Here is a 25,758-nt window from a genome sequence, read left to right as displayed (position 1 = left end):
GCGCAATTTCGGGGATGCTAGGGAGGGGCGGTTGCCCCGCCCACCCCCGGGAGGGGGGGCGGGCGAAGCCGGAACGGGTGACGCGACCGTGCTCACTTGCCGCCCACCAGTTGCTGCCACTGGTGCTTGGCTCGCTCTTCCAGCTCCTTGAGCCAAGCGTCGCTCATCGCGCGGGCGCGCTCGGCTTCGGCTTGTGCAACCTCCGCGGCGGTCTTGGGCAGCGGGGCCGGTTCGGCCGCTGCGCCAAGATAGCCGCGGTCTCCCCCCAGCAGCGCCAGCGTCGCCTGGGAGGGGTGGACGGCCTGGCTGCCAGCCGTGGTCTGCGTTGCCTGAGCCGCCGCTGCCGTCGTGACAAAGGGGTTGATCCCCGCTGGCGTCGCGACGGGCGTGCCGGGCAGCACGCGCACGACGAAGCTCTGGCTGACGCTGGCGCTGGCGCCGTTGCTGGTCTCGGCACTCGCTGCACGCACCGTCAGACCGACGTCACCGGTGAAGCCGGCCGGCGGGGTCGCGCTGAGCTGATCGAGGTTCCAGCCAGTCAGATCGACGGCCGAGCCTCCCGTGGCGCTGCGCGTGCCGTCGCTGAGCACGGCGCCGGTGGGCAGGCCGATCAGCGTCAGTGCGAGCGTCTCGCTGCCGAAGGTGTCGGTCAGTGAAGCGGCGATCTTGGGCAGGGCGACAGGCGTGTTGGCGAGGCCGTAGACGCGGGCAATGCCGAGGGGCAGCGTCTCGACGATGCGGATGTCGTCGATGTTGGCAACGCGTTGCGGCACCGCGCCGCCGGCGATGGCATCGCCGCCTTCCAGCACGATGGCGATGCGCCGGGCCTGACCGTTGCCGTCGAAGCTGAAGCTCAGCGTCTCCCAGTTCAGTGACGAGGCCGGGCTGGCGGTGGCATAGCCGGCCACCTTCACGCCATCGACATAGATGCCGATGGCGCTGTTGGCCGCCGTCAGGCCCAGGCCGCCTGCGTAGTCGAGGCCGAGGGTGTAGCGAGCGCCATCGATGGTGTCGACCAGACGTTCAATGCCCAGGACCTGGTAGGCCAGGGTCGCCCGGCCATTGCGCAGCGTCAGCCATTGGCTGCCGTTGCCGGCCATGGGCTGCACGGTGATGAGGTTGCCGTTGAGGTTGCTGACACGGTCGCTGGCAGCCTGTATCTCGAACGCGGCGATCTTGCCCGAGGTCGTCGACTTCACCGTCCAGCCTTCCAGCGTCGGCCCGGACACGACGCTCGCCGACGTGTTGGCGTTCGCCGCGCTTTCCCAGCTCGTCGCCACCAACTCACGGCTGACGGCCACATCGCGCGGGCTCAGCGTCAAGCTGGGCGCATCGGCCACGGCGACGAATTGCGCGGTCAGCAGTTGCGTCGTCGTCGCGTACTCGCCGGTGGCGCCTTCGATGGCCGTGGCCTGGAGTTGCAAGGCCACGCTGCCGTTGAAGTCGCGCGGCGGCGTCAGCACGAGCGCGTCGAGCTGCCAGCCGGCGAGGTTGACGACGCGTTGCGTGGCGGACGGCGTGAAGCTGCGCGTGCCGTCGGAGAGGGTGAAGCCGTCCGGCAGACCGGTCAGCGTCAGCACCAAGGTCTCGGAGCCGTCGTTGTCGACGAGGCCGGCGACGATGGCGTGCAGGGCCAGGGCCGCGTCCTCCAGTCCGGTGGCGGTGTTGCCGCCAGTAATGGTGAGCGACGGCGTGTCGGCCACGGCGGCGATGTCGATGACAAGGCGCGCCGCCGGGCTGTAGAGCTCGCCGTCGTAGGCCTTGAAACCGATGTGGGCGTAGTGCGACTGGCGGTTGCCCTCGCCCGTGACGAAGTAGCCGGCGCCACCGGAGGCATTGGCCGCCGGCAGGAAGCGCAGGCCGCGGGCGGCGAGTTCGGATTGGCTGAAGCGTTCGCCCAGTGCGACCGCCGCCCAGCTGCCGTCAGGCTGCCGGCGTTGCAGTTCACCCTCCACCGGCAGGGCCGTGATCTCGACCTTGAGCAGGTCCGGCCGGTCGTCGGGGTCGACGACGGAAAACATCCCCCAGGTCAGTGCCAGCGCCTGGTCTTCGGTGCCGGCGGCCTGGCCGTCGGTGGCCGTCGGGGCCTGGTTGGCCGGCGCGTCACTGGTGACCGAGAGGGACACGGTGACCGTCGCGGAGTGGGCCTGGCCGTCGCTGACCTGGTAGCTGAAGCTGTCGTCGCCGGCGTAGCCGTGGGCGGCCGTGTAGCTGAAGCTGCCGTCCGCCAGCACGCTCAGCACGCCATGGGCCGGGCCGTCGACCACCGCGGCGGTGAGCGCGTCGCCGTCCACGTCAAACGACGTGCTCAGCGGGTTGAGCTTCAGCGGCACGCCGGCCTGCGCGGCCACGCTGCGGCCGGCCAGGGTCGGCGCGTCGTTGACCGGGCGCACCGTCAAGCTGACCGTGGCGGTGTTGCTGGTCTTGCCGTCGAAGGTGAAGCGGTAGCTGAAGCCGTCGCTGCCGTGGAAGTCGGCGGCCGGCTGGTAGTGGAACTTGCCGTCGGCGCCGAACGTGAGGCTGCCGTGCGCCGGGCCGTCGACCTGCTCGACCACGACTGCGGCGCCCAGCGTCACGTCGTTGGCGAGCACGTCGATGACGGCGGCGGCGTCCTCGTCGAAAGTGGCGGCGTCGTCCATGGCCTGGGCGTCGGCCACGACGTGGATGCCGCGGACGCCGACGATGCTGTCCTGCGCGGCAAAGCCGAGCAGGTCAAAACTGAGCAGCACGGACTTGCCGAGAAGCTCAGGCGCCAGCGCGACGAAGTAGGTGACGCTACCGTCGGCATTGCGCTGGCGGGTGACGCCCGGCGCGAGCCGTTCGGTGCCGTTGGTCTGCAGGTTGACGAGGGCGTCGGAGCCGTTCAGCGCGACGTGGCCCGCCACCGGCAGCCCGGTGTCGGCATCGAGCAGCGCCACCTCGAAGGCGTCGCCGGGGCCGCTGCGATTGGCGATGAGCTGGCGCGCATCGACCGTGAAGCTGAGCGCCTGATCTTCGGCATGAATGCGGAAGACCTGCGCCAGGCGGGTCTGGCTAGTGGCGCTTTCGTGCAGCGCGAAGCCGCCTGGCAGCGTCTCGGTGGCGTTGCCTGTCGGGTTCCACGCCGACAGGCCCGTGGGCACGAGGCGGTCATTCACGACCAGCGGCACATGCACGGCCGCGCGGGTGGTGCGGACGGTGGTGGTGGTGCCGATGCGCAGCGCTTCGCGCGTCTGCACGGCGGTGGCCGGCGTGCCGGCCTGGTGCAGGGCGAGCCAGGCGGCCACGTCCTGCGTGCCGGGCAGGTGGCGCATGCCCGGCAGCAGCGCGGCGCTCATCACGGCGGTGCCGTCGATGACGTCATCCAGCCCGAGCACATGGCCCATCTCGTGGATCATCACCGTGAGCAGGTCGACGCGCGAGCGGGCGACGCTGTCGGCCGGCGCCAGCCAGGTGTTGGACAGCGTGGCGCTGAACTCGTCCTGCTGATCCGGCGTGGCGTCGACGAACCAGCCCCAGCCGCCGGCGTCGACGGACAGCTGGATCTGGGCGCCGGACTCCTGGCCCACGACGCCGACCGGCAGCGTGGCGACGCTGAAGGACACGTTGTCCAGCAGCGCTTCGGGAATGCCGGCTGCGAGCCAGTAGCCGCGGGCCACGGGCAGCAGGGCCGCGATGTCTTCGGCCGAGAGCAGCTCGATGTCCTGGTCGAGCAGGTAGGTGATGGGCAGCAGCTCGTTCTTCTGCGAGAAGTCGTACTGGACGGGGACCTCGCGGTCCGTGGGCTCCATCTTGACCTTGTCGCTGTACTTGCGCAGCTCCATCTGGATGGTCTTGTGCTCCAGGTTGGTCAGGATCTGGCCGTCCTTGTAGGCGCCGTTGTCGCCCTTGATGCGCACCTGCACCTTGCCGGAGTTGATCAGCGGGTAGTTGATGCGCTGGTGGTCGGTCAGCGTGTTGGCCAGGTTGTAGCCGTCCTCCAGGAAGGTTTCGCGGGCGTAGCTGGACTTGGCCTCGACGATCTTGCTCTTGCCGGCGTCCTCGACGATGAAGTCGAAGATGCCCGGCTCGCCGACCACCTTGCCCGTGGCGGTGTCCACGAGTTCGTAGTGCACCTGCTCGGTGATGGTGGCGTTGGGCTGGCGCTCCCGGAGCTTCGGGCCTACATATTCTTCGTGCCGCTTGCCCATGTTGCGGATGCGGTCGAACAGCTCGCCCTTGAAGGCCTCCTTCTCGTAACGGGCCAGCAGTTGCTCGGCCGTCAGCATGTCGCTGGTGAACGTGGCCGTGCTGTGCAGGTCGTCGTTGATGATCTTCTGCAGCTCCGTACGCAGCATGCCCTGGCTGCCGCGAAGCTCGATGGCCCTCATCGTCAGGCTGTACTCCAGCTGCTCATGCATCAGCGCGGTCATGAAGCCCTGGTCGGTAAGCAGCATGTCCTCCCGCAGGAAGAAGGTGATCGGCTGTCCTTTCATCTCCTCGAAAGTGATGCGGCCGGGCCCCTTGGCGCTTTGATAGTTCGGCAGCTCGTAGGCGGCGATGGCTTCGGCCATGCCCGACGGGTTCTTGTTGAAGAGCTTGGCCATCTGGGTGGGCGTCTCGATGATGAGACGCACTTCCTGACCGGCAAACGCACCATCGCCACGCTTCATGACGACAACGCGACTCTCCGTCGGCAGCTTGGATGCGGCCAGCTCGGCCTCCGACATCATGCGGATGCTGGCCTTGTCGATCTTCCAGGCGTCGAGCGCGCCGGATTCCATCGCCACCTTGAGCGACTCCAGCGGCGACCGCGCGGACGTCAGCTTCTTCCAGGCGCTGACCAACTCCTGCTCGGCCTTCAGGGCCGTGCCGAAGATGCGCTCCGGCGGATCCAGCCTGACCCCCTTGGGGCCGTCCTCGGTCACCTTCTGGTTGGAGTTCTTCTGCTTGGCCTCCACCAGGTTCTGCAGGCGCTGTTTCAGCGACTTGGAGGCGTTGTAGACCTCCTGCATGGTGTTCAGCGCGGCTTTGCGGCTCGCGCCGAGAACCTCGGCCGCCGCGGCCGCCGCCGTGGGCGCAGAGCGCGCTTCGGCAATGACGGCGCGGGTCGCCACGCCCACGGACTTCAAGTTGGCCGTGGCCATCTTGGCGCTCAGGCCAAGACCGAGTATCGAAGCAAGAATGCCCTCCACGTCGCCTGCCTTGGCCGACTTCGCCAGGCCCTCGGCACTCAGGATCGCGCCGCCGACCGGGTGCACGGCCACGGTCTGGATGCCGGCCATCTTGAGCAGGTCGCCCATCGTGGCGCCGTTCTCGTAGGCACGGGCCATCTGGCTCATCATCGGCAGGTCCGGCGGGATGTAGACCACATCGCCGACCGGCACGCCGATCGCGGTGCCCATCTGCTTGAGGTTGTTGATGTTCTCCGCCAGGATCATCGCGGCGATGCGGGACGTGCCTTCGACGAACTCCAGCGGCAGGTCCACCAAGCCGGTTGCAAAGCCTTCGATGACGTTCAGCGCAGTGCCGGCCACCCAGCTGCCCGCACCGGCCGACTTGTCGTACTTGACCGTGTCGAGGACCCCGCGCGCCTCCTTCATCGTGGCGATCTGGTCCTTGGTCTCCAGGCCGACGACGCCTCGCATCGAGCCATAAAGGCCCGATAGCAGGTAGACCGTTTCGGCGCCGGCGCGGATGGCCAGCGTCTGCAGGATGCCGAGCTTGGGCTCCGCCGACTCGGGCGAATACGTCAGCGACTCGGCGGGCGGGTCCGGCGGAATAGCCGGCAACGACGGGCCGTTCTGCTTCAGCTCGATGATGGCGCCCGGCGGCACGTAGCTGCCCAGGCCGTAGATCCAGTTGAAGTTGCTGCTGCCGTCCACGCCGTCATAGCGATGCGGCACCACCAGCTGCGGGCCGGTCGCGCCGCCGACGCGGTCGCGGTCGATGGGGAATGACGTCGGGCGCCCCTCGGCGCGAATGGCCGCTTCGATGATCTGCTCGGCGTTCCAGACGAACAGCGACTGGTACATCTGCCAGCCGCCGCCGGCGTAATACTCGTCGATCCACACGTTCGCCGACAGGCTGCCGTCGACCGACAGTGCCAGCGAGCCGATGGTGCCGCCCGGGATGGGCGTCGTGGCGCCGAGGTAGGTCGGGCCGCCGGCGCGGCCGAACGGGTCGCGGATGACGCCGATCTTGCCGCCGATCTGCTTGCCGAAGCCCCAGTTCTCGTAATCGGTGAAATGGACGTCGTTGAAGATGAAGTTGTAGTCGGCCACCAGCGCGTACTCGACGCCGCCGTAGGTGACGACGACGTTGCCGGCCGCGCGCTGGATGTTCTGCTGGAAGCGCTTCTGCAGCCAGTTGCCGTCGGTCGCCGCCGGCGTGAGCTTGGTGTTGTAGGCGGTGGCGCCGCCGGCCAGGTTGCCGTTCTCGTCCAGGTTGATGGCCAGGCCGGTGATGCCGTGGTTGTAGTCCTTGGAGCTGGACAGCAGGAACTCGCCCGGCATGCTGCCCGCGGTGATGTACTTGGGCGCCCGGCCCACGTTCTGGCCGGGGAAGTTGGACGCGTTCAGCGCGATGGAGTTGTTGACGTAGCCATCGTTCGTCAGCGTCGCCAGGTCGATGACGTAGACGTCGCCCGGCTCGGGCTTGGGCCAGTTGGAGACGCCGTCGTACTGGTGCAGCGCCGTCACCGCCAGGTAGCGGCCGAAGCTGATGGCCATGTCGCCGAAGCCCAGCGGCGTGGCGCCGGCCGAGAGGCGCAGCTGCTGCTGGGTCTTCAGGAACTCGGCGGAGGTCTGGTCGACGTTGATGCGCATCAGCCGGCCGTTGCCGTACTGGCCCTCGGCGACGTAGAGCCAGCCGTCGGCGACGAGGATGCTGTTCAGGTTGCCATTGCTGCCTTCCACGCGCAGCGTGTGAACGATCTCCTGCGTCTGCGTGTCCATCACGTAGATGCGCCCGTTGCGGCCGGCGATGAAGGCCAGCGTGGCGTCTTCCGTGAAAGCGATCAGGTCGGTGCGGCCGCCGCGGAAGTCCAGCGGCTGGCCGCGCTCGTCCTGGGTCAGCCGCTTCACGAGCGCCAGCGTCACATGGTCCGACGCCGGCGTGAAGATGCTGATCTCGTTGGCCGAGATCACCAGCGTGTTGATGTAGGCGGCTTCCTCCCAGGCGTGCTCGTGCTCGCTCTCGATCGAGTCGCCTTCCTCGAACAGGCCGTTGGCGTCGGGCACCAGCGCGATGCGCTCGATGTGCACGATGTGCTGCGACAGCGCGACACCCTTGTCCAGCGTGATCTCCAGCGAGGTGGCGGACGCGTTCCACGGCGAGAAGCTCTGCCAGATCAGCCCGCGGTCCGGCCAGGTGCCGTAGTCGCTGGCTTGCTCGATCTGGTCGCCACGCGGCTCCAGCCAGACCTTGAGCTGGTAGTTGCCGGACGAGCCGGTGGGCGGATAGAAGTTGTTGCCGGTGATGACGAGCTTGCGCGTCACCGGGTCGAAGTTCATGCCGGTGATGTCCGGCCGGTAGTCCGGGCCCTCGGGCTCGGGCGGGAACTCCAGCGAGATCTTCTCGGGCGTCAGCGCCGAGATGGGCACGTCGACCTGGTAGCTGCCGGCCAGCGTGTAGCTCATGGCATACACGGGCGACGCGGCGGCGGCGAAGATGCCCATGGCCGCGACGGCCATCATGGGGCTGGGCGCCATCGCGATGAAGGCCATCTGCGCCCAGATCGCGTTGAAGTCGATGAAGGCGCCCTTGACTTCCACCTCGCCGGTCGCTTCGTTCTTGACCGTGCGCTTGGTGGCCACCAGCATGCCGCCACCGCTCGCGCCGCCGTACGGCGGGCTGGAGGTGCGCGCATAGCCGTCGGCGCCGATGACGCCGTTGTCCACCAGCCACCAGGTGTCGTGCATGACGCCCTGGGCATCGGCGATGGTGCCCTTGCGCCAGAAGAAGACCTCTTCGCCGGCCTCGAACGTGACGGGCTGGCCGGTGGCCGGGTCGATGCCCGGGTTGAGCTTGATGGCAAGCTGCAGCGGCAGCTCGGCCTTGACACCGCTCAGGTCCAGGTCCACCGCGCCGAGCGCGGTCATGATGTTGGCGGCCGGCACCGGGATGCCGAGTTCGTCCAGGCGGCGCTCCTTGATGGACACCGTGGTGCCCGCAGGCAGCGCGCCCGGCGCCACCAGCAGCAGGTTGCCCGCGGCGTCGGCCACGGCCGCGCCGGCCGCGGTCGTCGTGGCGGTGTCCAGCGTGGGCTGCTGCACCTTCAGCACGATGTCGTGCTGCATGCCTTCGTGCACGACGGTGATGGTCGTCTCGCCCAGGCCCACCGAGCGGATCAGGCCGTCGGCCGTCACCTCGGCCACGGTCGGGTCGGCGACGAAGTAGCGCGTGCCGGTGCTGCCGGCGGAGATGTTGGTGCGGTCGGGCAGCGTGACCTTGAGCTGGCGCTGGCCGTTGGGGGTCAGCACGATGGCGCGCGGGTAGACGCCCACCTCGAAACCGTCGGCGTCCAGGAAGGGACCGTAGCCGTCGGTCGTCACGGCGATGGCGTTGATGGCCTCGATGCCGCGTGCCTTCAGGCTGACGATGCCGTGGCCCTTGGCCGTGCCACGCACGAAGCCTTGGGCATCGACGCTGATCGAGCCGGCACCGTCGATGACGCTGAAGTCGATGTAGGCCGCCGTCAGCGCGACACCGGTCTCGTCCTCGAAGTCGCCCTTCACCTGGAAGGCGCGCGTCTGGCCGGCGGTGAGCATGGCCAGGCGGTCCACGCGCAGTGCGACCAGCTTGGCGCCGCTGACGTTGAAGCCGACCGTGATCGGCGTGGAGGCCGAGTAGCCGTCGTCGGCCTGCAGCGTCACGCTGGCCAGGCCCGCGTAGCCGGCTTCGGGCGTGAACTCGAGCGACAGGCCGTCGGCGGTGATGCGCGCGGTGCCGTGCGTGGCGGAGAGCACGCGCCAGTAGAGGGCGTCGCCCTCGCCGTCCAGCGCCACGCTCTCCAGGCCCACGGTCTTGCCGAGGTCGGTGTGCGTCAGCGCCGGCGGGGCGCTGGGCGTGCCGACGGGGGCGAGGTTGGCGCGCCAGCCGTAGTTGGCGTAGAGGATCTGGCGGTCGGTGTCGTTGGCGAAACCGTCGCCGTTCAGGTCCACGCCGGCCGCGGCGTATGCGGCGGAGTCGCTGCCGTCAATCTTGCCGTCGCGGTCCAGGTCGCCGGCCACCGTCACCTTGACACTGGCGGCGCCGCTGCCCGCGAGGGTCAGCAGCTTGAGGCCGGCTTCGGTCACGCGCAGCAGCGTGACGGTCTTGCCGCCGTGGCTGGCCGTGCCGAGCACGACGGCGCCCTCGACGGCCAGCGTGGTGCCGGCGGTTGTTTCGACGGCATAGAGGATGGCGCCAGTGGCGCCGGGCGTCTTGGCCGCACTGGCCAGTTCGCTGTCGCGCGCGACGAAGGTGAAGCGCGCTGGTGTGCCGGCGGCGAGGTTGCCGCTCCAGGTGTTGGTGGGCGCGGTGGCACCGGCCAGCCACCCGGCGGCGGTGCCGAGCTGGGCGGTGATGGCCTCGCTGATGACGGAGCCGTCGGGGTGGTAGCCGATGCTCTGGTTGAGGTTGCCAGCGCCGTAGAGGTTGCGCGCCAGCGCCAGGCGGCCCTGGCTGTCGTAGCGGTAGACGAGTGCGGCGTTGCTGCCGCCGGCCTCGCGGCCGATGGCGCGCACCATGCGGCCCTGCGTGTCACGCTCGAAGACGAGGCGCTCGCCGGGGTCGGTGCTGCCGACCATTGCCACGCCGGCGTCCGACACCAGCCATTGCTGGCCGTCGGCGAAGCGCACGCTCTGCACCTGGCCGCGTGCGTCCAGGCGGTAGCGCGTGCCGTCGGGCCCGGTCAGCGCGTAGCCGGTGGGCTGCCACGGCAGGGCGGTGCTGCGGTCCAGCAGCCGCTGGCCCTGGGCCTGCAGCGCGACGGGCATGTCGGGGTTGGGGTTCAGCGGGGTCAGCGTCCAGCCGGCGATGCTGCTGGTGAAGACGGGCCGCAGCACCTGCGGCGAGGTCGGGTCGGTGGACAGCGCCTCGCTCGTCGTGTCGAGGCTGAAGCTGAGGTAGCTGATGCCCGCGCCGACGGTCGACAGGCTCGTCGGCATCTGCAGCCAGACGCGCGCACCCAGGCGCCACGCCGCGGACGCGCCGAGGTTGTCGCTGCCGGCCTGGTCGTGGCTGAGGCGGGTGTCCAGCAGCGGCAGCGTCCAGTTGCCGAAGTCGCCGACGGCGTTGGCGTCGAGATGGCGCGTCAGCGCGAGGTCGTGGTTGCCGAGGCGGAAGACCGCGTCGGTGGCCTCGGCCTGCACGAGCTGCTTGGCCGAGGAGTCGACCAACAGGCGGGCGGTGATCTCGGTCGTGCGGCCGGTCAGATCCCAGCCGCGCAGGCGCAGCACATAGACGCCGTTGGCCCAGCGCGAGGGGTCGAGCGTGGCGAGTGCGATGCTGCCGTTGAGTGTGGCGGCGGCATGGCTGCCCTCGGCGAGCGTGCGCCAGGCGGACTCATCCACCCGGTCGCCATTGGAGGGCGCGGCTTCGAGCACATAGCCCATCAGCTGCAGCTCGGCGATGCGGGCGCTCAGCGTGGTCGTGCTGGTGATGACGACGGGTGCCAGGCTGCCCGTGTCCAGCGCGCCGGTGAAGGCGAGCGTGGGCGCGGCGGTGTCCAGCGGGTCGCGCACGCGCACGGTCTGTGTCGTCGTGGCGGTGAAGCCGTCGGCGTCGGTGGCCGTCACGCGCAGCTCGACGAGGCCCGGCGCGCTGGGCGTGATGCGCACGCGGCCAAGGCCGTCGAGCGTCACGGGCACCCAGTCGGCCTGGCCGATCGCGGCACCGCGCGCCTGCACGACGATGCTGGCAATGGGGCTGAAGGCATCGGCCCGCACGGTGGCGAGCACCACCTGGCCGGGCAGCACCGGTGTGCTGGGCGTCAATTGCACCAGCAGCTTGGGCGCATTGGCCTCGGCCTCGGCGACGACGCGCAGGACGAAGCTGCGGGTGGTCGTGTTGCGGCCGTCGCCCACCGTGGCGAGCACGGTGAAGTCACCGACCTGGCCGGGGCCGGGCGTCCAGTTCAGGCGGCCGTTGGCGGCGTCGTAGACGGCACCTTCGGGCAGGCCCTGGAAGCTGACGGCCAGCCCGGCGGTCTGCGCGGCGCCGTCGGCGTCCGAGACGCGCAGCGCGCCGACTGGCGCCGTCGCACCCTTGACGACGGGCAGCGAGAAGCTCTGGCCCACCAGCAGCGCATGGCTGGCCGTCACGATCTCGGGCGGCTGGTTGAGGTCGAACACCCGCACCTGCACCGAGCGGGTCACGGTGGCCTGGCCATCGGTGCCACTGAAGTTGAAGGTGAAGGCGCGCGTGAGGGCGGTGGCGTTGTCGACGATGTCGGCGCCCGGCGTCCATTCGAAGTAGCCGGAGGCGGCGTCGAAGAACACGCCGGCGGGCGTGTCGGCGTCGTAGATCAGCGCGAGCTGCGTCGGGTCGTTGTCGCCGTCGGTCGCGCGGATGTTGAAGCCCAGCGTCAGGCCCTCGGGCACCAGCTGCAGCGGCATCGGCAGCAGCACCGGCGCCTGGTTGACGTTGGCGACGACGATCTCCAGCTCACGCGTGAAGCTGGCACTGCCGTCGCTGGCGGTCAGCTTGAGCAGATAGCGGCCGGGCGTGGCGCCGTTCTGGTTGTCGCTTTGCGCGCCGAACAGGCCGGGCGTCCAGTTCAGCTTGAGCCGCGTCTGGCCACCGCTGGCGGCGCTGGGCGTCAGCTGCATGCCGGCGGGCAGGCCTTCGACGGTCCAGTGCAGCAGATCGAGGTCGGTGTCGAGGCCGGACAGGTCCACCGTCAGCGGCGTGCCTTCGTCGACCTTGACCACCGTGCGCGGGCCGGCGAGCGGGTCGCCCTGCACCGCGCCGCCGCCAGCGCCGATGGCGAACAGCGTGGGCGCGGCATTGGCGGCGCGCACGACGATGCGCAGGTCCTTCACCGAGGTGTTGGGCACCGGCGGGTTCAGCGGGTCGAGCACATAGCCCGAGTCGGCCGGCGGCAGACCTTCGTCGGTGACGGCCAGGCTGATGTCGAAGTTGCCGCTCGTGCCGGCCGGCGGCGTCCACACCAGCGTGGCGTGGCCGTAGCGCGGGTCGTTCTCGATGCGTGCGCCGGTGGGCAGGTTGGTGGCGACGTAGGTGAGTGTGTCCTGGTCCAGGTCGGAGACGAGGATGGGCACGCGCAGCTCGGTGCCGGCCACGGCGACGACCTGGCTGGGCAGGCTGATGACGGGCGCCTCGCTCGGGCTGCGCACGGTGATGACGAAGCTCTCGGCGACGGCCAGCACCTGGTTCACGTCGCCGTCGCCGTTGTCCTGCGCGGTGACGGTGATGGTGTAGTCGCCGCGGTCGCCAGCGCCCGGGGCGAAGCGCAGCACGCCGGTCAGCTTGCCGGTGTTGCTGAGCGTCTGCGTATAGGTGGCAAAGCGCGGCAGGCCGCTGAGGGTCAGGGTGAGCGGGTTGCCGTCGGCGTCCAGCACCTCCAGCGGGATCTCCAGCACGGCACCGCGGTCGACGAAGGCGTTCGTCAGGTCCTGCAGCTGGGGCGCGCGGTTGGCGTTGCTGACGATGATGGGTAGCGTGATCTGGCTGGTCAGCGGGGTGCCGGTGCCGTCGCCGTCGTCGGTGGCCGTGACGGTCACATAGTAGGTGCCGGCCTGCGCGTAGCCGGGCGTCCACAGCAGCTCCAGCGTTTCCTCGTCGAAGCTGGCGCCCGGCGGCAGGCCGGTGACGTCGTAGCTGACGGTGGGGGCCGTCGTTTCCTGGCCGCGTGCGGGGGCGCCGGGGGCCAGGCGGACCTTGGGCTGGAAGCCCGGGTTGTCGGGGTCGAAGGCGAACACGCTGATGGCCAGCGGTTGGCCTTCCAGCACCTGCCAGGTCTGCACGGCGTCGAAGCGCGGCGCGCCGTTGGCGTTGCGCACGTCGAAGTTGACGGTGCGCGTGACGCGGGTTTCCTTCGTGCTGCCGTCGGGCTGCGTGAAGATGGCACTCAGCGTCACCGGCAATGCGATCTGCCCGGCCTGGGCGTAGCCCGGCGTCCAGGAGAACCAGCCGGTGTCGGCGTCCAGCGTGGCACCGCCGGGCAGCCAGGCGGCGTACCACTCCAGCTTGACGCTGCTGCCATCGGCCTGTTGCAGGCCGCCCGGCACGCTGCCGGGCAGTTGCAGCGCGTAGCGGTCGCCCTCGCGCAGCACCTGCGTTTCGAGCTGCGGGAAGACGGGCTGCGGCCAGCCCTGCCCGACCGTGATGCTGAAGCGGCGCTGCACCTCGTGCTTGCCGTCGCTGGCTACGACGACGATGTCGTCGTAGTGGCCGGCCTGGTCGTAGCCGGGCGTCCAGCTCAGCACGCCGGTGGCAGCGTCGAACACGGCGCCGGCCGGCAGGTTGCGCACCAACAGCGTCAGAGGGTCGCCGTCGGCATCGATGGCGAGCAGTGGCAGTTGCAGGCGGCCGCCTTCGTCGAGCTCCTGGTCCTGGATGGCGCTGAGCACCGGCACGTGGTTGGCGCCGGCCACGTTGAGCGTGAAACGCCTGAGTGCGACGCCGCCGCGGCTGTCGATGACGCGCACCAGCACCTCGCTGTCCGCGCGGTCGGTGGGCTTCGGAACCCAGTGCAGCGTGGCGTTGTTGCCGTAGCCGCTGGCGCTGCTTTCCACCCGCGCGTCCTGCGTGATGGACATGCCGGCCGGGGCGCTCAGGATCTCCCAGTAGAAGAGTCGGCCGTCGGTGTCCAGCGCGCCGAGGTTGGCGCTCCAGGGCGTGCCGGCGGTGGCTGCCGGCAGGTTGTTGGTCTGCGTGTCCAGCGTGCCGTCGGCGTCGACCTTGCCGAGCTGCGGCGGCGTGTTGTCGTAGGGCAGCGCGTAGACGCCGTGGCCCAGGTTGAACTTGACGAGCTGGCCGGTGCCGGGCTGGGTGCCCAGGCTGTCGGCGGCGCGCACGGTGACGGTGCGGTTGGCCAGCGTCTCGCCGGTCTTCAGCGGCTTGCCCTGCAATGCGCTGCTGAGGTCCAGCACCCACAGCTCGGCATGGGCGCCGTCGCCCAGGCTGGCACCGACGATGTCGTCGCCGAAGTAGCGGCCCGGGTCGAGCAGCAGCATCAGCGGGCCCTTGAGGTCGTCGTCACCGATGTTGGTGATATCGACGTCGTAGCTGATCGCGCCGGTCAGGCGGTCGGCGCGGGTGTTGGCGAACGTCAGCCGCACGAGGTTGGAGATGTCGGTGACGGCGGTGAAGGCCAGGTCCCACGTGCTGCCGAGCTCGATCTGCTGCACGCTGCGCACCCGGCCGGACACCTCCAGCAGCCAGCCGCCCGACGGCAGGTTGGGCAGCGTCAGGATGGCGCTCTTGCTGGCCGCATCCCAGCGCACGCTCTCGGGCGCCAGCGTCAGGTTGCTGTGGGCGCCGGTGGCGACGAAGCTGTAGTTGTCGGGGTTCAGCACCGAGGCGAGGGCTTCGGCGTCGTTGCCGTCGTTGCCCGTCCACATGGCCTGGTCGAAGCTGATGGCGACCTGCGTCAGCGGCAGCGGCACAAGCGCGCCGTCGGCCAGGCTGGCGGTGAGCACCTTGGGCGCCTTGACGGGCGCGAGCTCGTCGATGCGCGTCGTCTGCGCGATGAGGATGCGGCCGTCGGCCGTGGCGACGATGCTCTCGCCGCGCGTGCCGCCCTCGGCGAGCTTGAGCGTGCGGCGGCTCTGCAGCTCAATGGCCCAGACGGCGCTCTTGTGCGCCGGCGCGGCGCCGGCAGCGACGGGGCGCTGCGGCGTGTTGCTGCTGGCCAGCAGCAGGCCGGCGAGGCCCGAGCCGGCCTGGCCGAAGGCGATGCTGTCCACCAGCCCCGCAAGGCGGTATTCCAGCTCGGCGCGGCCCTTGGTGGCGCCGCTCATGGGGAAGCTGATGACGTCGGTCGTCGCTTCGGGCAGCGCGCCCTTCACGTCGCTGCCGGTCCAGCGCACGGCCCAGAGGCGTCCGTCCGGACCGAAGGCGAGGTCGCCGACGCGGGTGTTGCTGAAATGGGTCCAGCCACGGCCGGCTTCGGCCTTCGGGTCGAAGACCTCGACGCCGTTGCCGCTGGCCACGTAGATGAGGCCGCTGCCCGGCTGGATCGCCAGCGCATGCGTCAGCGGCTCGCCGGCCGGCGCGCGGGTGCGGCTGATGACGGCGCCGGTGCTCGCGTCGACCATCATCAGCTCGGAGCCGGTCATCACCCACAAGTTGCCGTTGGCGTCCAGCGCCATGTCGAGGATGGCGGCCTGCGTCGTGAACAGCGGCTGCACGGAGCGGCCGCCCTCCTTGGCGAAGCGGAAGACTTGGTTGCGCTCGGAGCCGGCGCTGGCCAGCACGCTGCCGTCGGCCAGCTCGACCATGGCGAGTGCGCCGATGTCGCCCTGGCTTGCGCCAAAGCCACTGGCGAAGCCCTTCAACTGCAGCGGCGCGAGCACGGACTGCAGGTCCGCCCCCAGGCCGCCCAGGGCCGGTGTGATGACGAAGCCGGGGAGCTTGAGCATCGCCTCGGCGAACAGGGCGCTCTCGGCGTAGTTGCGGCCGGGCATGGCGGCGGGCAGCTCGTCGGTACCGTCCAGCGTGTCGGTGACGCCCAGCGCCTGCTGAGCTTCGCTGCGGCTGCCGTCGTCCGGCAGCACGGCGTTGCTGACGCTGGCGGCCTCGCGGTTGCCGGCGTTGTCGGTCGCGACGGCGAGGAACTCGTAGTGGTGGCCGGCCTGCCCGGTAAACAGGGCCGTGCTTTCACCGCCCGCCACCTGCTTCAGCCAGATCTTGAAATCGCCACCGTCCACGGCGACGTAGACGGTGACGTGCTTCACATCGGAGGCGTCGTCGACGGCCTTCCAGTTGACCTTGTAGGTGGGCTGGCCGGCGGCGTCGTTGCCGTTGCTCGTCACGGTCAGCGTGGTCACGGGCGCCTCGGCGTCCAGCGTGTGGCTGATGGCACTGCTGACGATGGGGGGCGTCGCGTCGAAGAACACGCGCGCCGCGGCGGTGATGTTGGCACCGGTGGTGGCCAGTTCGCTGGCGTGCACGGTGTACGACACGAAGCCGCCGGTGGCCTTGCCGTTGGCGTCGGGCGGCAGCAGGCCGCGGGCCGGGTCGTGCAGCACCTCGCCGGTGTCGGGGTCGATGGCCTGCAGCAGCCAGGTCGCGACGCGCTCCTCGGCGTCGATGCCGGCGCTGACGCGCAGCACATAGCCCTTGCCACCGGCGCCGGTGAAGTCGAAGTCGCCCTGGAAGACGGCCTGGCCCTCGGGCACGTGGATGTTGATGTCGCCGATCTTCAGGTCGCCCAGGCGCAGGCTGCGCGCGTCGAGGTCGGGGTCGATGGCCGTCACGAGACGGATTTCTCCCACGGCGGCGCTGGTCGCGTTGTTGAAGCTCAGCGTGTAGGGCAGCGCGTAGCCGGTCGGGATGTAGGTGGAGCCGTTCGCGGCGGGCAGGGCCTGCGGGCCGCGCACGCTGATCGTGGCGCCGGCATTGGCCTGGGCCTGCGCGGCCTGCTGCAGGTAGTTGGTGAGGTTGAGGGCCTGCGGGCCCACCGGGCGGAACTTTTCGTCCAGCACGCCGATGTGGCGCAGGTACTCCAGCTCGGCGCGGTTGCCGGCGAAGACGTCGAAGCTGATGAAGTGCGTGGCTTGGCCGGCGTGCTGGTCGTAGTCGGCCGCATTCGGCGCGACGGGCACGGGCACTTCGACGAAGGTGCCGTCCTCCAGCTCGCGGTATTCCTTGTAGTCGACCGGCGCGTGCCGCGCATTGGGATCCCCGGCGTAGCGGGCCGTGTCGCCGTACCACTGCTGCACCTTGGCGAAGAAGGCCAGGATGTCGGCCTGGGTGCGGTAGCTCTCGCCGCCCCTGGACAGCAGGATGCCGGTGGCCAGCGTCGCGTTCAGGCTCAGCACGAGCTCGTCGCTGCGGATGGCGGGGGCGGTGCCCTCGGCGCGCAGCAGCCCGCCGGCTTCCAGCGCGCCCAGCCAGCCCTGCACCCACTGCGCCTCGTCGGCGGCCAGCACGGCCAGCGCGTGCGGCGCGGTGGTGTCGGCCAGGATGGCCGCGCGCAGCCGCTTGGCATGGGCCGTCTGGTCGGCGATGAACTCGGCGCGGGTCAGCGTCGTCACGCTGGCCAGCGTGTCGAAGCGGAAGGGCATGGCCAGTGCCTCTTCCTTGGTGATGTGGACCTCCGGCTCGCGGGAGAGGAACTTGGCGGTCAGTCCGGGTGAGATCTTGTTCAGGCCCGAGACGCCTTCATCGAGGATGCCGGCGGCCTTCCAGTCGGGGCGGATGGCGTAGAGCTTGTCGCGCAGGCCTTCGAAGTCGTAGTTGATCCATTCCTGCAGGCCCGGGTAGGTCTGAACCTTGAAGGTGGCGCCGGCAAAGCCGTTGGCGCCCAGGTCGAAGGCGTAGCCGGGGGCGAGGTTCCAGCCCTGGGTGTTGCTCATGCCGTCCAGCGACGCCCACGGCACGTCGGCGCGCACACCGGTGGTGGGCGTGGTGCCGTACTGCTGGTTGTTGCCGTCGCCGGCAGCGATGGCACCGTCGGGCTTGCCACCGACGTTGCTGCCGAAGACGACGTAGGGCAGCGACAGGCCTTCCAGCACGTACTCGCTGTTGCCCATGTCGGTGGCGCCCACGTCGAAACGGACGTAGGGCGTGTCGACGTTGGTGAGGCTTTGCAGGCTGACGCTGTAGGTCGCCGAGTCGCCCGGCTCGATGTTGCGAGCACCGCCGATGCCGATGGCGGCATCGACTTCGACCATGCGTTCGACGAGGTAGCGGTAGGGCTCGACGACGCGCGCGCCGTCGGGGTTGGTGACGATGACGTCGTACAGGCCCAGCGGCACGTGGCGCAGGTCGAAGACGGCGCGGATGCGTGTCGCGTCCAGCACCTGCCAGCGTTCGGGTTCGATCTCGAACTCGCCGGGGCGGGCCAGCTTGACGAGCGCGCCGGCGCCGAAGCGGGCGCCTTCGATGTCCATCGTGACCCAGCGGTGGTCGTCGTCACCGACGCCGCCCTGGTCCGGCGTGACCTTGGTGATGGACAGCGGCAGCAGGTCGGCGCGCAGCGTGACGGGCGTGCCCTGGCCGTTCTGGCGCGCGCGCACGAGGATGTAGTAGTCGCCCGACTGGGTGGTAGGCACCACCAGCGTCTGGTCGGGCGAGACGGGGTTGCTGTAGGCGACATCGAAGGCGCTGCCGGTGGGCACGTCGTTCCAGCGGATGTAGACCTCGTTGGCGCCCGCGGCGGCGGTGGAGTCGAGCAGCACGCGCAGCGTCTCGCCGGCGCCGACGCTGACCTTGTAGACCTGGGTCTGGCCGGTGGACAGCGTGGTGGCCAGCGTCTGGCCGACGGTCAGCACCGGCACCGTGACGTTGAGCGTCGCGCCCGAGGCGGTGCGGTTGTTGGCCTCGCCCGGCGGCAGGTTCAGGCCGGTGTCGGTGTAGGTGATCCTGCCTTCGAAGACCTCGTTGTAGAGGTCGGGGCGCACGATGACTCGCCAGCCACCGTCCTTCAGCGCGGGCAGCTTGGCCTTGAGGGTGGCGGTGTAGGTGCCGTCCTTGCCCAGATCGCCGACGTGGGCGACCTTGCCGATCTGGATGTCGTTGAGATCCCAGGCGTTGTCGGCGGACAGGTAGAGGGCGTCCGTCCAGCGGCCGTAGGCGGGGTTGATGGAGGTGTTCTGGATCGTGAACGTGATCTCGATCTCGTCGCCGATCCTGGCGGTGTTGGGCACCACGACGTTGGTGACGACGAGGTCTGCCGGCGGCGGCGTCTCGATGCGCATCGGCTGGACTGCCGCGGCGTTGTTGTTGTCGTCCTTGCCGAACTCCAGCACCTGGCCGGTGTCGCCGCTGCCCCAGATGCGCGCCGGGTCGGTCACCACGAAGACGTAGTAGGGCCCTTCGAGGTCGCGTGGCGCGGTGTAGGTCAGGCTGCCGGTGTAGCTGGCGCCGGCGGCCAGGCCGCCGCCGTGCTGCACGTAGCCGAGGTAGCGGTCCTTGTTCAGGTCCAGGAAGCGGTCCTTGGATAGGTAGACCATGTCGTACCAGCTGCCCTGGTCGGCCGGCGTCTTGCCACCGAGGTTCTCGACCTTGTAGTCGACGGTGAAGTTCTGGCCGGCATAGACCGCCTCGGGTGCCGTGACGCTCGTGACCTGCAGGTCCGGCGGCGTGGCCAGCGTGATGGGCAGCGCGATCTTGTCGGTGTTGTTGGCCTCGTCCTTGAACTCCAGCACGCCGTTCGTGCCGGTCTCGGCGATGACGGGCAGGCCGGTGCGGATGGTGCTGGGGGCCGAGGCGTAGAAGTCCTTGAAGACGCCGGTGTCGGCCTTGACGATGAGCTGGAAGTTGCCGCTGATGGACGACGGGATCGTGAACGTGGCGGTCTGCGTGTAGCTCTCGCCCTTCTTCAGCACGCGGGGCTTGCCCTTCTCGTCGGTCAGGTAGACCTGGCGGGCGCGCAGCAGCACTTCGATCTCGCTGCCGCGGTCCACGAGGGGGTAGTCGCTCGGGTCCAGCGTCGCGTCGCGCGACAGGTAGACGCCGTCCATCCAGCCCGGCACGCGGGTGTCGCGCGTGCCGCGGTTGGTGACCGTCCAGGTCGCGGTGATGGTGTCCCCGGAGCTCGGGTTGGGGTTGCTGACGGTGATCGAGTCGATCTGCAGGTCGGGCTCGCGGTAGATGATGTCCAGCGTGCCCTGGCCGAGGTTGTTGTCGCGCCGGGCGCCCTCGAAGACCGAGGTCGTGTAGTAGATGTCGCGGCTGTAGGCGTTGTAGTCGCTGTAGGCGGGCGGCAGCAGGATCTCGTCCTGCGACTGCTGGCTCGGCGTGGGGCTCTCGCCGCGGCCCATCTCGGGCGCGAGTGACGACGCGTCGTGCTTGCCGTCGGTCATCACGTAGATGTAGTACTTGCCATCCGTGCCCGGCGGCAGCTTGACGACCGCGCTGGCCGTGTAGCTGTCGCCCGCGGCCAGCGTCGTCGTGTTGCTGTGCACGACGGAACCGATCTGCGTGGCGCGCGACGGGATGAAGGTCGGGTCCGGGCTGACCCAGATGTGGTCCAGCCAGCCCCTGGTGCCGCTCCACACGGCGCCGCCGAAGTTCTTCACCGTCCAGGTGACGGTGGTGTCCTCGCCGGAGTAGTTGGTGGGCAGCGTCGTGACGTCGGTGACGCGCAGGTCGGCCGGCACGTTGGTGACGTTGGACACGGCGCGGTTGACGTTGTTGTCCTCCGCGACTTCACGCACGTCATTGCGGCTGAGGAAGCCGTAGCCGGCGTCGGTCTGCACGACCAGGTAGCCGCCGCTGACCGCAGGGGAGAGGTCGACCGTCTGGCTGACGGTGTAGCTCTCTCGGTTGCCGAGCGTGCGCTGCTGCGAGAACTCGCCGAGCAGCCACATCACCTTGGCCTGCGTCGGGTCGGGGCTGTCCATCAGCCAGACCTTGTCGGTCCAGCCGCCCTCGAAGGCGTCGCCGCGGTTCTGCACCGTGTAGCTGAAGGTGTAGGCGCCGGCGGCCTGCGCCGCGGCGGGCGCGATGACGCTGCTGACGACGAGGTCGGGCGGCGTGATGCCGAGGATCTTCATCGGGCCGATCGCGCCCGTGTCCCGCGCCTTGTAGTTGTTGTTGTCGATCTGGGTCGGGTCGTCGGGGTTGATGTTGGAGGACAGCGTGTCCTCCAGGATGGCGTCGTAGGTGTCGCTCCAGACGGTCACGTAGTAGCGCGCGGACTGGATGTCGTCCGGAATCTTGACGTTGACGGTGTTGATGTAGTCCTCGCCCACGGCGAGCTTGCCGGTGTGCGTGAACGAGCCGATGCGGATGTCGCCCTTGCCCGGATTGGGGCGGGTCTTGTCGACGGTGAGCCAGACGGTGTCGGTCCAGCTGTTGGTGGTGGCGGCGTCGCCGCGGGTCTCGGCCGAGCCCTTGTTGGTGACCTTGTAGCGGACCTCGATGGTCGCGCCGTGCACGACCTGGTCGGGTGCGACAACGTCGCTGGTGACGAGGTCGGCGAAAGGCACGGGGTTGATGTGCAGCTTCTGCGGCAGCGCGTTGTTGGCGTCGCTGGGGTACTCGTCAACGCGGTTGCCACCGTCGGCGACGACGATGATGTAGACGTCGCCGCGGTAGCGGATGGGAATCTCGACGCCATTGACCGTGGTGGTGTAGGGGTCGCCGCCGGGGCTCAGCGCGGAGCCGCTGTCGACGCGCGCCAGGAGCACGTCGTCGGCGCTGACGATGCCGTCCAGCGACAGGTAGACGTAGTCCTGCCACTGGCCACTGGTGGCTTCGGGGCCGAAGTTGCCGACCGTGAACTTCAGGCCGGTGCTGGTGCCGGCCGTCACCTCGGTAGGCACCTCGATCTTGGTGACGCGCAGGTCCGGCCGGTCGTTCAGGCGGACGGTGATGGTGTCGGTGTCGGTCGTGGTGTTGTTGCTGCGGGCGTCGCCGTACTCGTAGACCTGCGGGCCGCCGCTGCCGCCGAGCAGGCTGTTGGTGACGACGCGCAGGCGGTAGCCGCCCTCGATCTTGGCGGGCAGGCGGACCTGCTCGGTGCGCGTGTAGAACTTGCCGGCCTCCAGGCCGCGGTCATAGACGTAGTTGCCCAGCACGACGGTGGAGCCGTTGGGCGCGAGCAGCAGCACGGTGTCCTGCCACTGGCCGGTGGCGTGGGCCTGGCCCTTGTTGCGCACGGTCCAGCTGACGTCGACGAGGGCGCCTTCCTGCGCCGAGGCGGGTGCGTCCAGCGACTCGACGACAAGGTCGGGCGAGTCGCTCAGCGTCACGGGCACGGCCACCGAGTGGCCGACGTTGTCATTGCCGTGGATGAACTCGTAGGGGCCGCTCGTGGAGACGTTGAGGAACCAGTCGCCCGAGATGCCCTCGGGCAACCGCACGACGATGCTGCGGTTGTAGGTGTCGCCCACGGCCATCTGGCCGAGGTGGCCGGCGTTGCCGAGTTCGTAGCGCTGGCCGCTGCCGTCGGCGTTGCGGCTGAGCCAGACGCTGTCGTTCCAGCTGGTGGTGTTGGTGATGCCGATGCCGCGGTTGGCCACCGTCCATTGCACGGTCAGCTCGCGGCCGCTGTAGGCGGTGCTGGGCGTGCTGACGGACTCCACGCGCATGTCGGCGTAGGGGATGGGCATGACATCGGTCGTGTGGCCGGCGTCCTGGGTGTTGTTGGCTTCGCCCCCGTTCTCCCAGACGGCGCCGGTGGCGTCCGACTTGACGAAGAGGGTGCCGTGGCGGCTGAAGGCTGGGCCGAAGCTGTAGTCCAGATGCCCGGTGTAGCTGCTGCCTGCGGCCAGCGCGCCGTTGCGCACGACGTCGCCCAGCACGATGTCGTCGTTGTCGCCCAGCACGGCGTTGGTGCTGTAGATGATGCGGTCGGTCCAGCTGGTCATGCGGCCGGCGCCGACGCCGACGTTCTGCACGGTCCACTCCACCGTGATGCTGGCCGGGTCGTCGATGACCTGCGTGGGCGCGCTGACGCTGACGACGGCGAGGTCGGCATAGGCGTCCTGCGCGATGTTGACGGCCAGGCCGTCCTGGTTGTTGTTCTCGTTCGTCGACTCGTTGTTGGCGGCACCGGTGTCGGTGACGACGATGAGGCGCCACGCGCCGGACAGGTCGACCGGCAGCGTGAAGCCCAGCGTGCCGTTGCTGGATGCGCCCGCGGCCAGCGCGTCGATGAGGCGCTCGCCCAGCAGCGTGTCGGCGTTGTCGACCAGGCCATCCCTGGACAGGTAGACCTTCTCGCGGATGCTGGTGGCCGGCGCGCTGCCCGTGTTGCGCGTGGTCCAGTTCAGCGTGATGGCTTCGCCGCCCTGCAGCAGGCCGGTGGTGGTGAGGTTGCCGACGACGAGGTCGGGCGCCACGATGGCGACGGCGGCCGTCGCGACGTTGTCGGCCTCGCTGGATTCGGCGACGTAGTTGCCCTTGTCGGCCGCGATCTCCAGGCGCCAGTTGCCCGGCGGGAGGGCCGGCACGGCCAGGCTCAGGTTCTGCACCAGCGTGCCGCCGGCGGCCAGCGTCTGGAAGGCCCAGGTCGTCGTCAGCACCTGCGTGGGCGCCAGGCCCAGCGTGTCGACGAGGCGGATCTCCTCGCCGAAGAAGCCGCTGATGGCGTCGTTGCCGGCGTTGCGCACGGTGTAGCCGAGCTGCACGGTCTGGCCGACGCGCCAACTGGCGGGGGCGCTGATCCCTTCGATCTGGAGGTTAGGTTTTGGCTCGGCCTTGACGGTCGTGGCGTCGGTCGCGACGACGACGTTGTTGTCCGTGCGGCCCAGTTCATAAACGGCCGTGAAGGCGTCGGTCTTGACGATGAAATAACGCGCGCCGGCGGCGTCGCGCGGCACGGTGAAGTCCAGGCCCGCGGTGTAGCTGTCGCCCACGGCCAGCGTGCCGACGCGGGTGACCGAGCCGAGCAGCGTGGACTGCGCGGTGAGGCTGGGCGTGCTGCTGAGGTAGACCTGGTCGACCCAGCGGTTCACGTCGGTGGCGACGGTGCCCGAATTGCGGACGGACCACTCCACCCGAGCGCTGCGGCCCGCGAAAACTTCGGCCGGCACGACGGTCAGCGTCGGCGCGAGGTCGGCGTAGGTCTGGCTGACGGTGATCGCGGCCGAGACCCTGGCATTGTCGGCGCGCGTGTCGGGCTCGGTGACCTTGGCGGTCGCGTCGCTGATGACGGCGATGCGGTAGGCGCCGTCGATGCGCGTCGGGATGCGCACGGTCGCCGTCTGGCTGTACTCGGCGCCGGATGCGAGGCCGGCGCTGCGCGGCACTTCGGCCAGCACGACGTCGTCACCATTGCCGGCGATGTCGTCGCGGCTCAGCACGATGCGGTCGACCCAACCGCCGGTGGCGCTGGCGGCGGCGCCGCCGTTGTTCTTGACGGTCCAGGCCACGCTGATGTCGGCGCCGGAGTTGGCGCTGGCCGGCACGTCCACGGCGGTGACGGCCAGGTCGGCATAGGTGTGCAGCGCGGCCGTGAAGCTCCACGCCGCGTCGTTGTTGCTCTCGGCCGTGCCGTCGGCATTGGCCTCGAACAGGATGCCCGCGCCCGTGCTGCTGCGGTCCACGCTGACGGTCACGTCGAACGTGCCCGCGCCCTTCAGGCCCTGCGGCAGCGCGAAGCTGTAGCTGCGCTGGCGCACCTCGCCGGCGGCCAGCGGCAGCGCGGCGTTGCCGGCGAAGCTGACCAGCGTGTCGACGATGACGGGGCCGGCGCTGCCGTCGGCATTGCGCTGGCGGATGACGACGCGGTCCTGGTGGCTCAGGTTGGTCGCGACCTTGCCCTGGTTGACGTCCTCCCAGCGCAGCGTCAGCACATCGCCCGAGGTGGGCGTGGCCGAGTCGAGGCTGAGGTTGCGCGCGATCAGGTCGCTGCCGACGTTGACGTTGCGCTCCAGCTGGTTGTCGTTCTCCAGCGAGCCGGTGCTGTTGAACTCGGCGATCTCGTTGCCGGCGTCGACGGTGACGCGCAGGCGGATGGCGCCGGCCGCGTTGGCGCCGCCGGGCCAGTTGAACGTGGCCGTGCGGTCGATGCTGGCGCCGGGCGCTGCTTCAGCCGGCGTGCCGGTGCGCGTGACGCTGGCGATGACGACGCCGGTCGTCTGGTTCAGCACCTCGACGCGCTCGGTCCAGTTGCGGCCGGGCGGGATGGTGCCGGCGTTGGTCGTCGTCCAGCCGACGGTGACGGTGTCGCCCTGCTGCCAGTCGCCGGCCGGCGTGACGCTGAGGTTGCCGGCCTGCAGGTTGACGTAGTTGACGTATTCGGCCAGCGTGCTCGTGAAGCCGACCTGGCCGCGGTTGTTGGTCTCGGTCGCGCTCCCTTCCTTCTGCGTGTTGCCGAAGTCGGTCTCGATGACGGCGAGCAGGTTGCCCGCGCCGGTCGGGCCGTCGGGCAGCTTGAGCGTGGCCGTGCGCGTGATGCTGGCGCCGGACGCGAGTGCGCCCGAAGTGGCCTCGACATAGGGGACGAGGAACTCGGCGATGACGTCACCGCCGGCGGAGCGCAGCGTGACGCGGTCGGCGAAGTCGCCGATGGTGGCGGTGGGGCCCTGGTTGAGCGTCGTCCACGTCACGACGACGTTGCCGCCGGACAGGAACTGGCTGGCACCGGCGGCCGGCGCCACGGCCACGTCGCGCACGACGAGGTCCATGCCGACGGCCTTGTCGACCTCGGCGACCAGGGCGTTCAGGTCCCAGGTCGTGCCGTCGTCGAACTTGACCTGCTGCAGCGGGTTGTAGCCGTTGCGCGGGTCATTGTTGTAGAAGAAGTAGGAGACCGTCAGCTTGTCGTCGCTGTTGGCCAGGCCGATGCTGATGGCCGTGTACTGCGCGGTGCGGTAGTCGAACACGCGGCGGACGATGACGTCGGCCGGCGTGATGCCCGGCTTGAACTGCAGCGTGTTGACCTTGCTGGTGTTGTGCGGGCTCTCCAGCAGCGTGTCCTGGCCGTCGCCACGGCCGAACAGGTAGATGTTGTTGCCCTGGCCGGGGTTGAGCGTGTCGTTGCCGGCGCCGCCGTCGAAGCTGTCGTTGCCGTCGGAGCCGATGAGGCTGTCGTCGCCCTCCTCGCCCTTGATGACGTCGTTGCCGCCACCGGCCAGCACCGTGTCGTTGCCGGCGCCCGCCGCGATGGTCTCCGACCAGCCGCTGGCCAGGATGCTGTCGTTGCCGGCACCGCCGGTCGCAACGCGCGCGACG

The 25,758-nt window shown here is 69.7% G+C and carries 1 protein-coding gene; it reads right to left on the bottom strand.

The annotated features are described in order from the left end of the window. Positions 1-92: 92 nt before the first annotated feature. Entirely contained in the window at positions 93-25,691 is a 25,599-nt protein-coding gene (locus tag ASD35_RS00005) for a CARDB domain-containing protein (protein ID WP_255354483.1), read from the bottom strand. Positions 25,692-25,758: the final 67 nt, after the last annotated feature.

This window comes from Pelomonas sp. Root1444 (assembly GCF_001426885.1).
In the GTDB taxonomy this organism is placed as follows: domain Bacteria; phylum Pseudomonadota; class Gammaproteobacteria; order Burkholderiales; family Burkholderiaceae_C; genus Pelomonas.
This window is presented reverse-complemented; position numbering and strand designations above follow the sequence as displayed.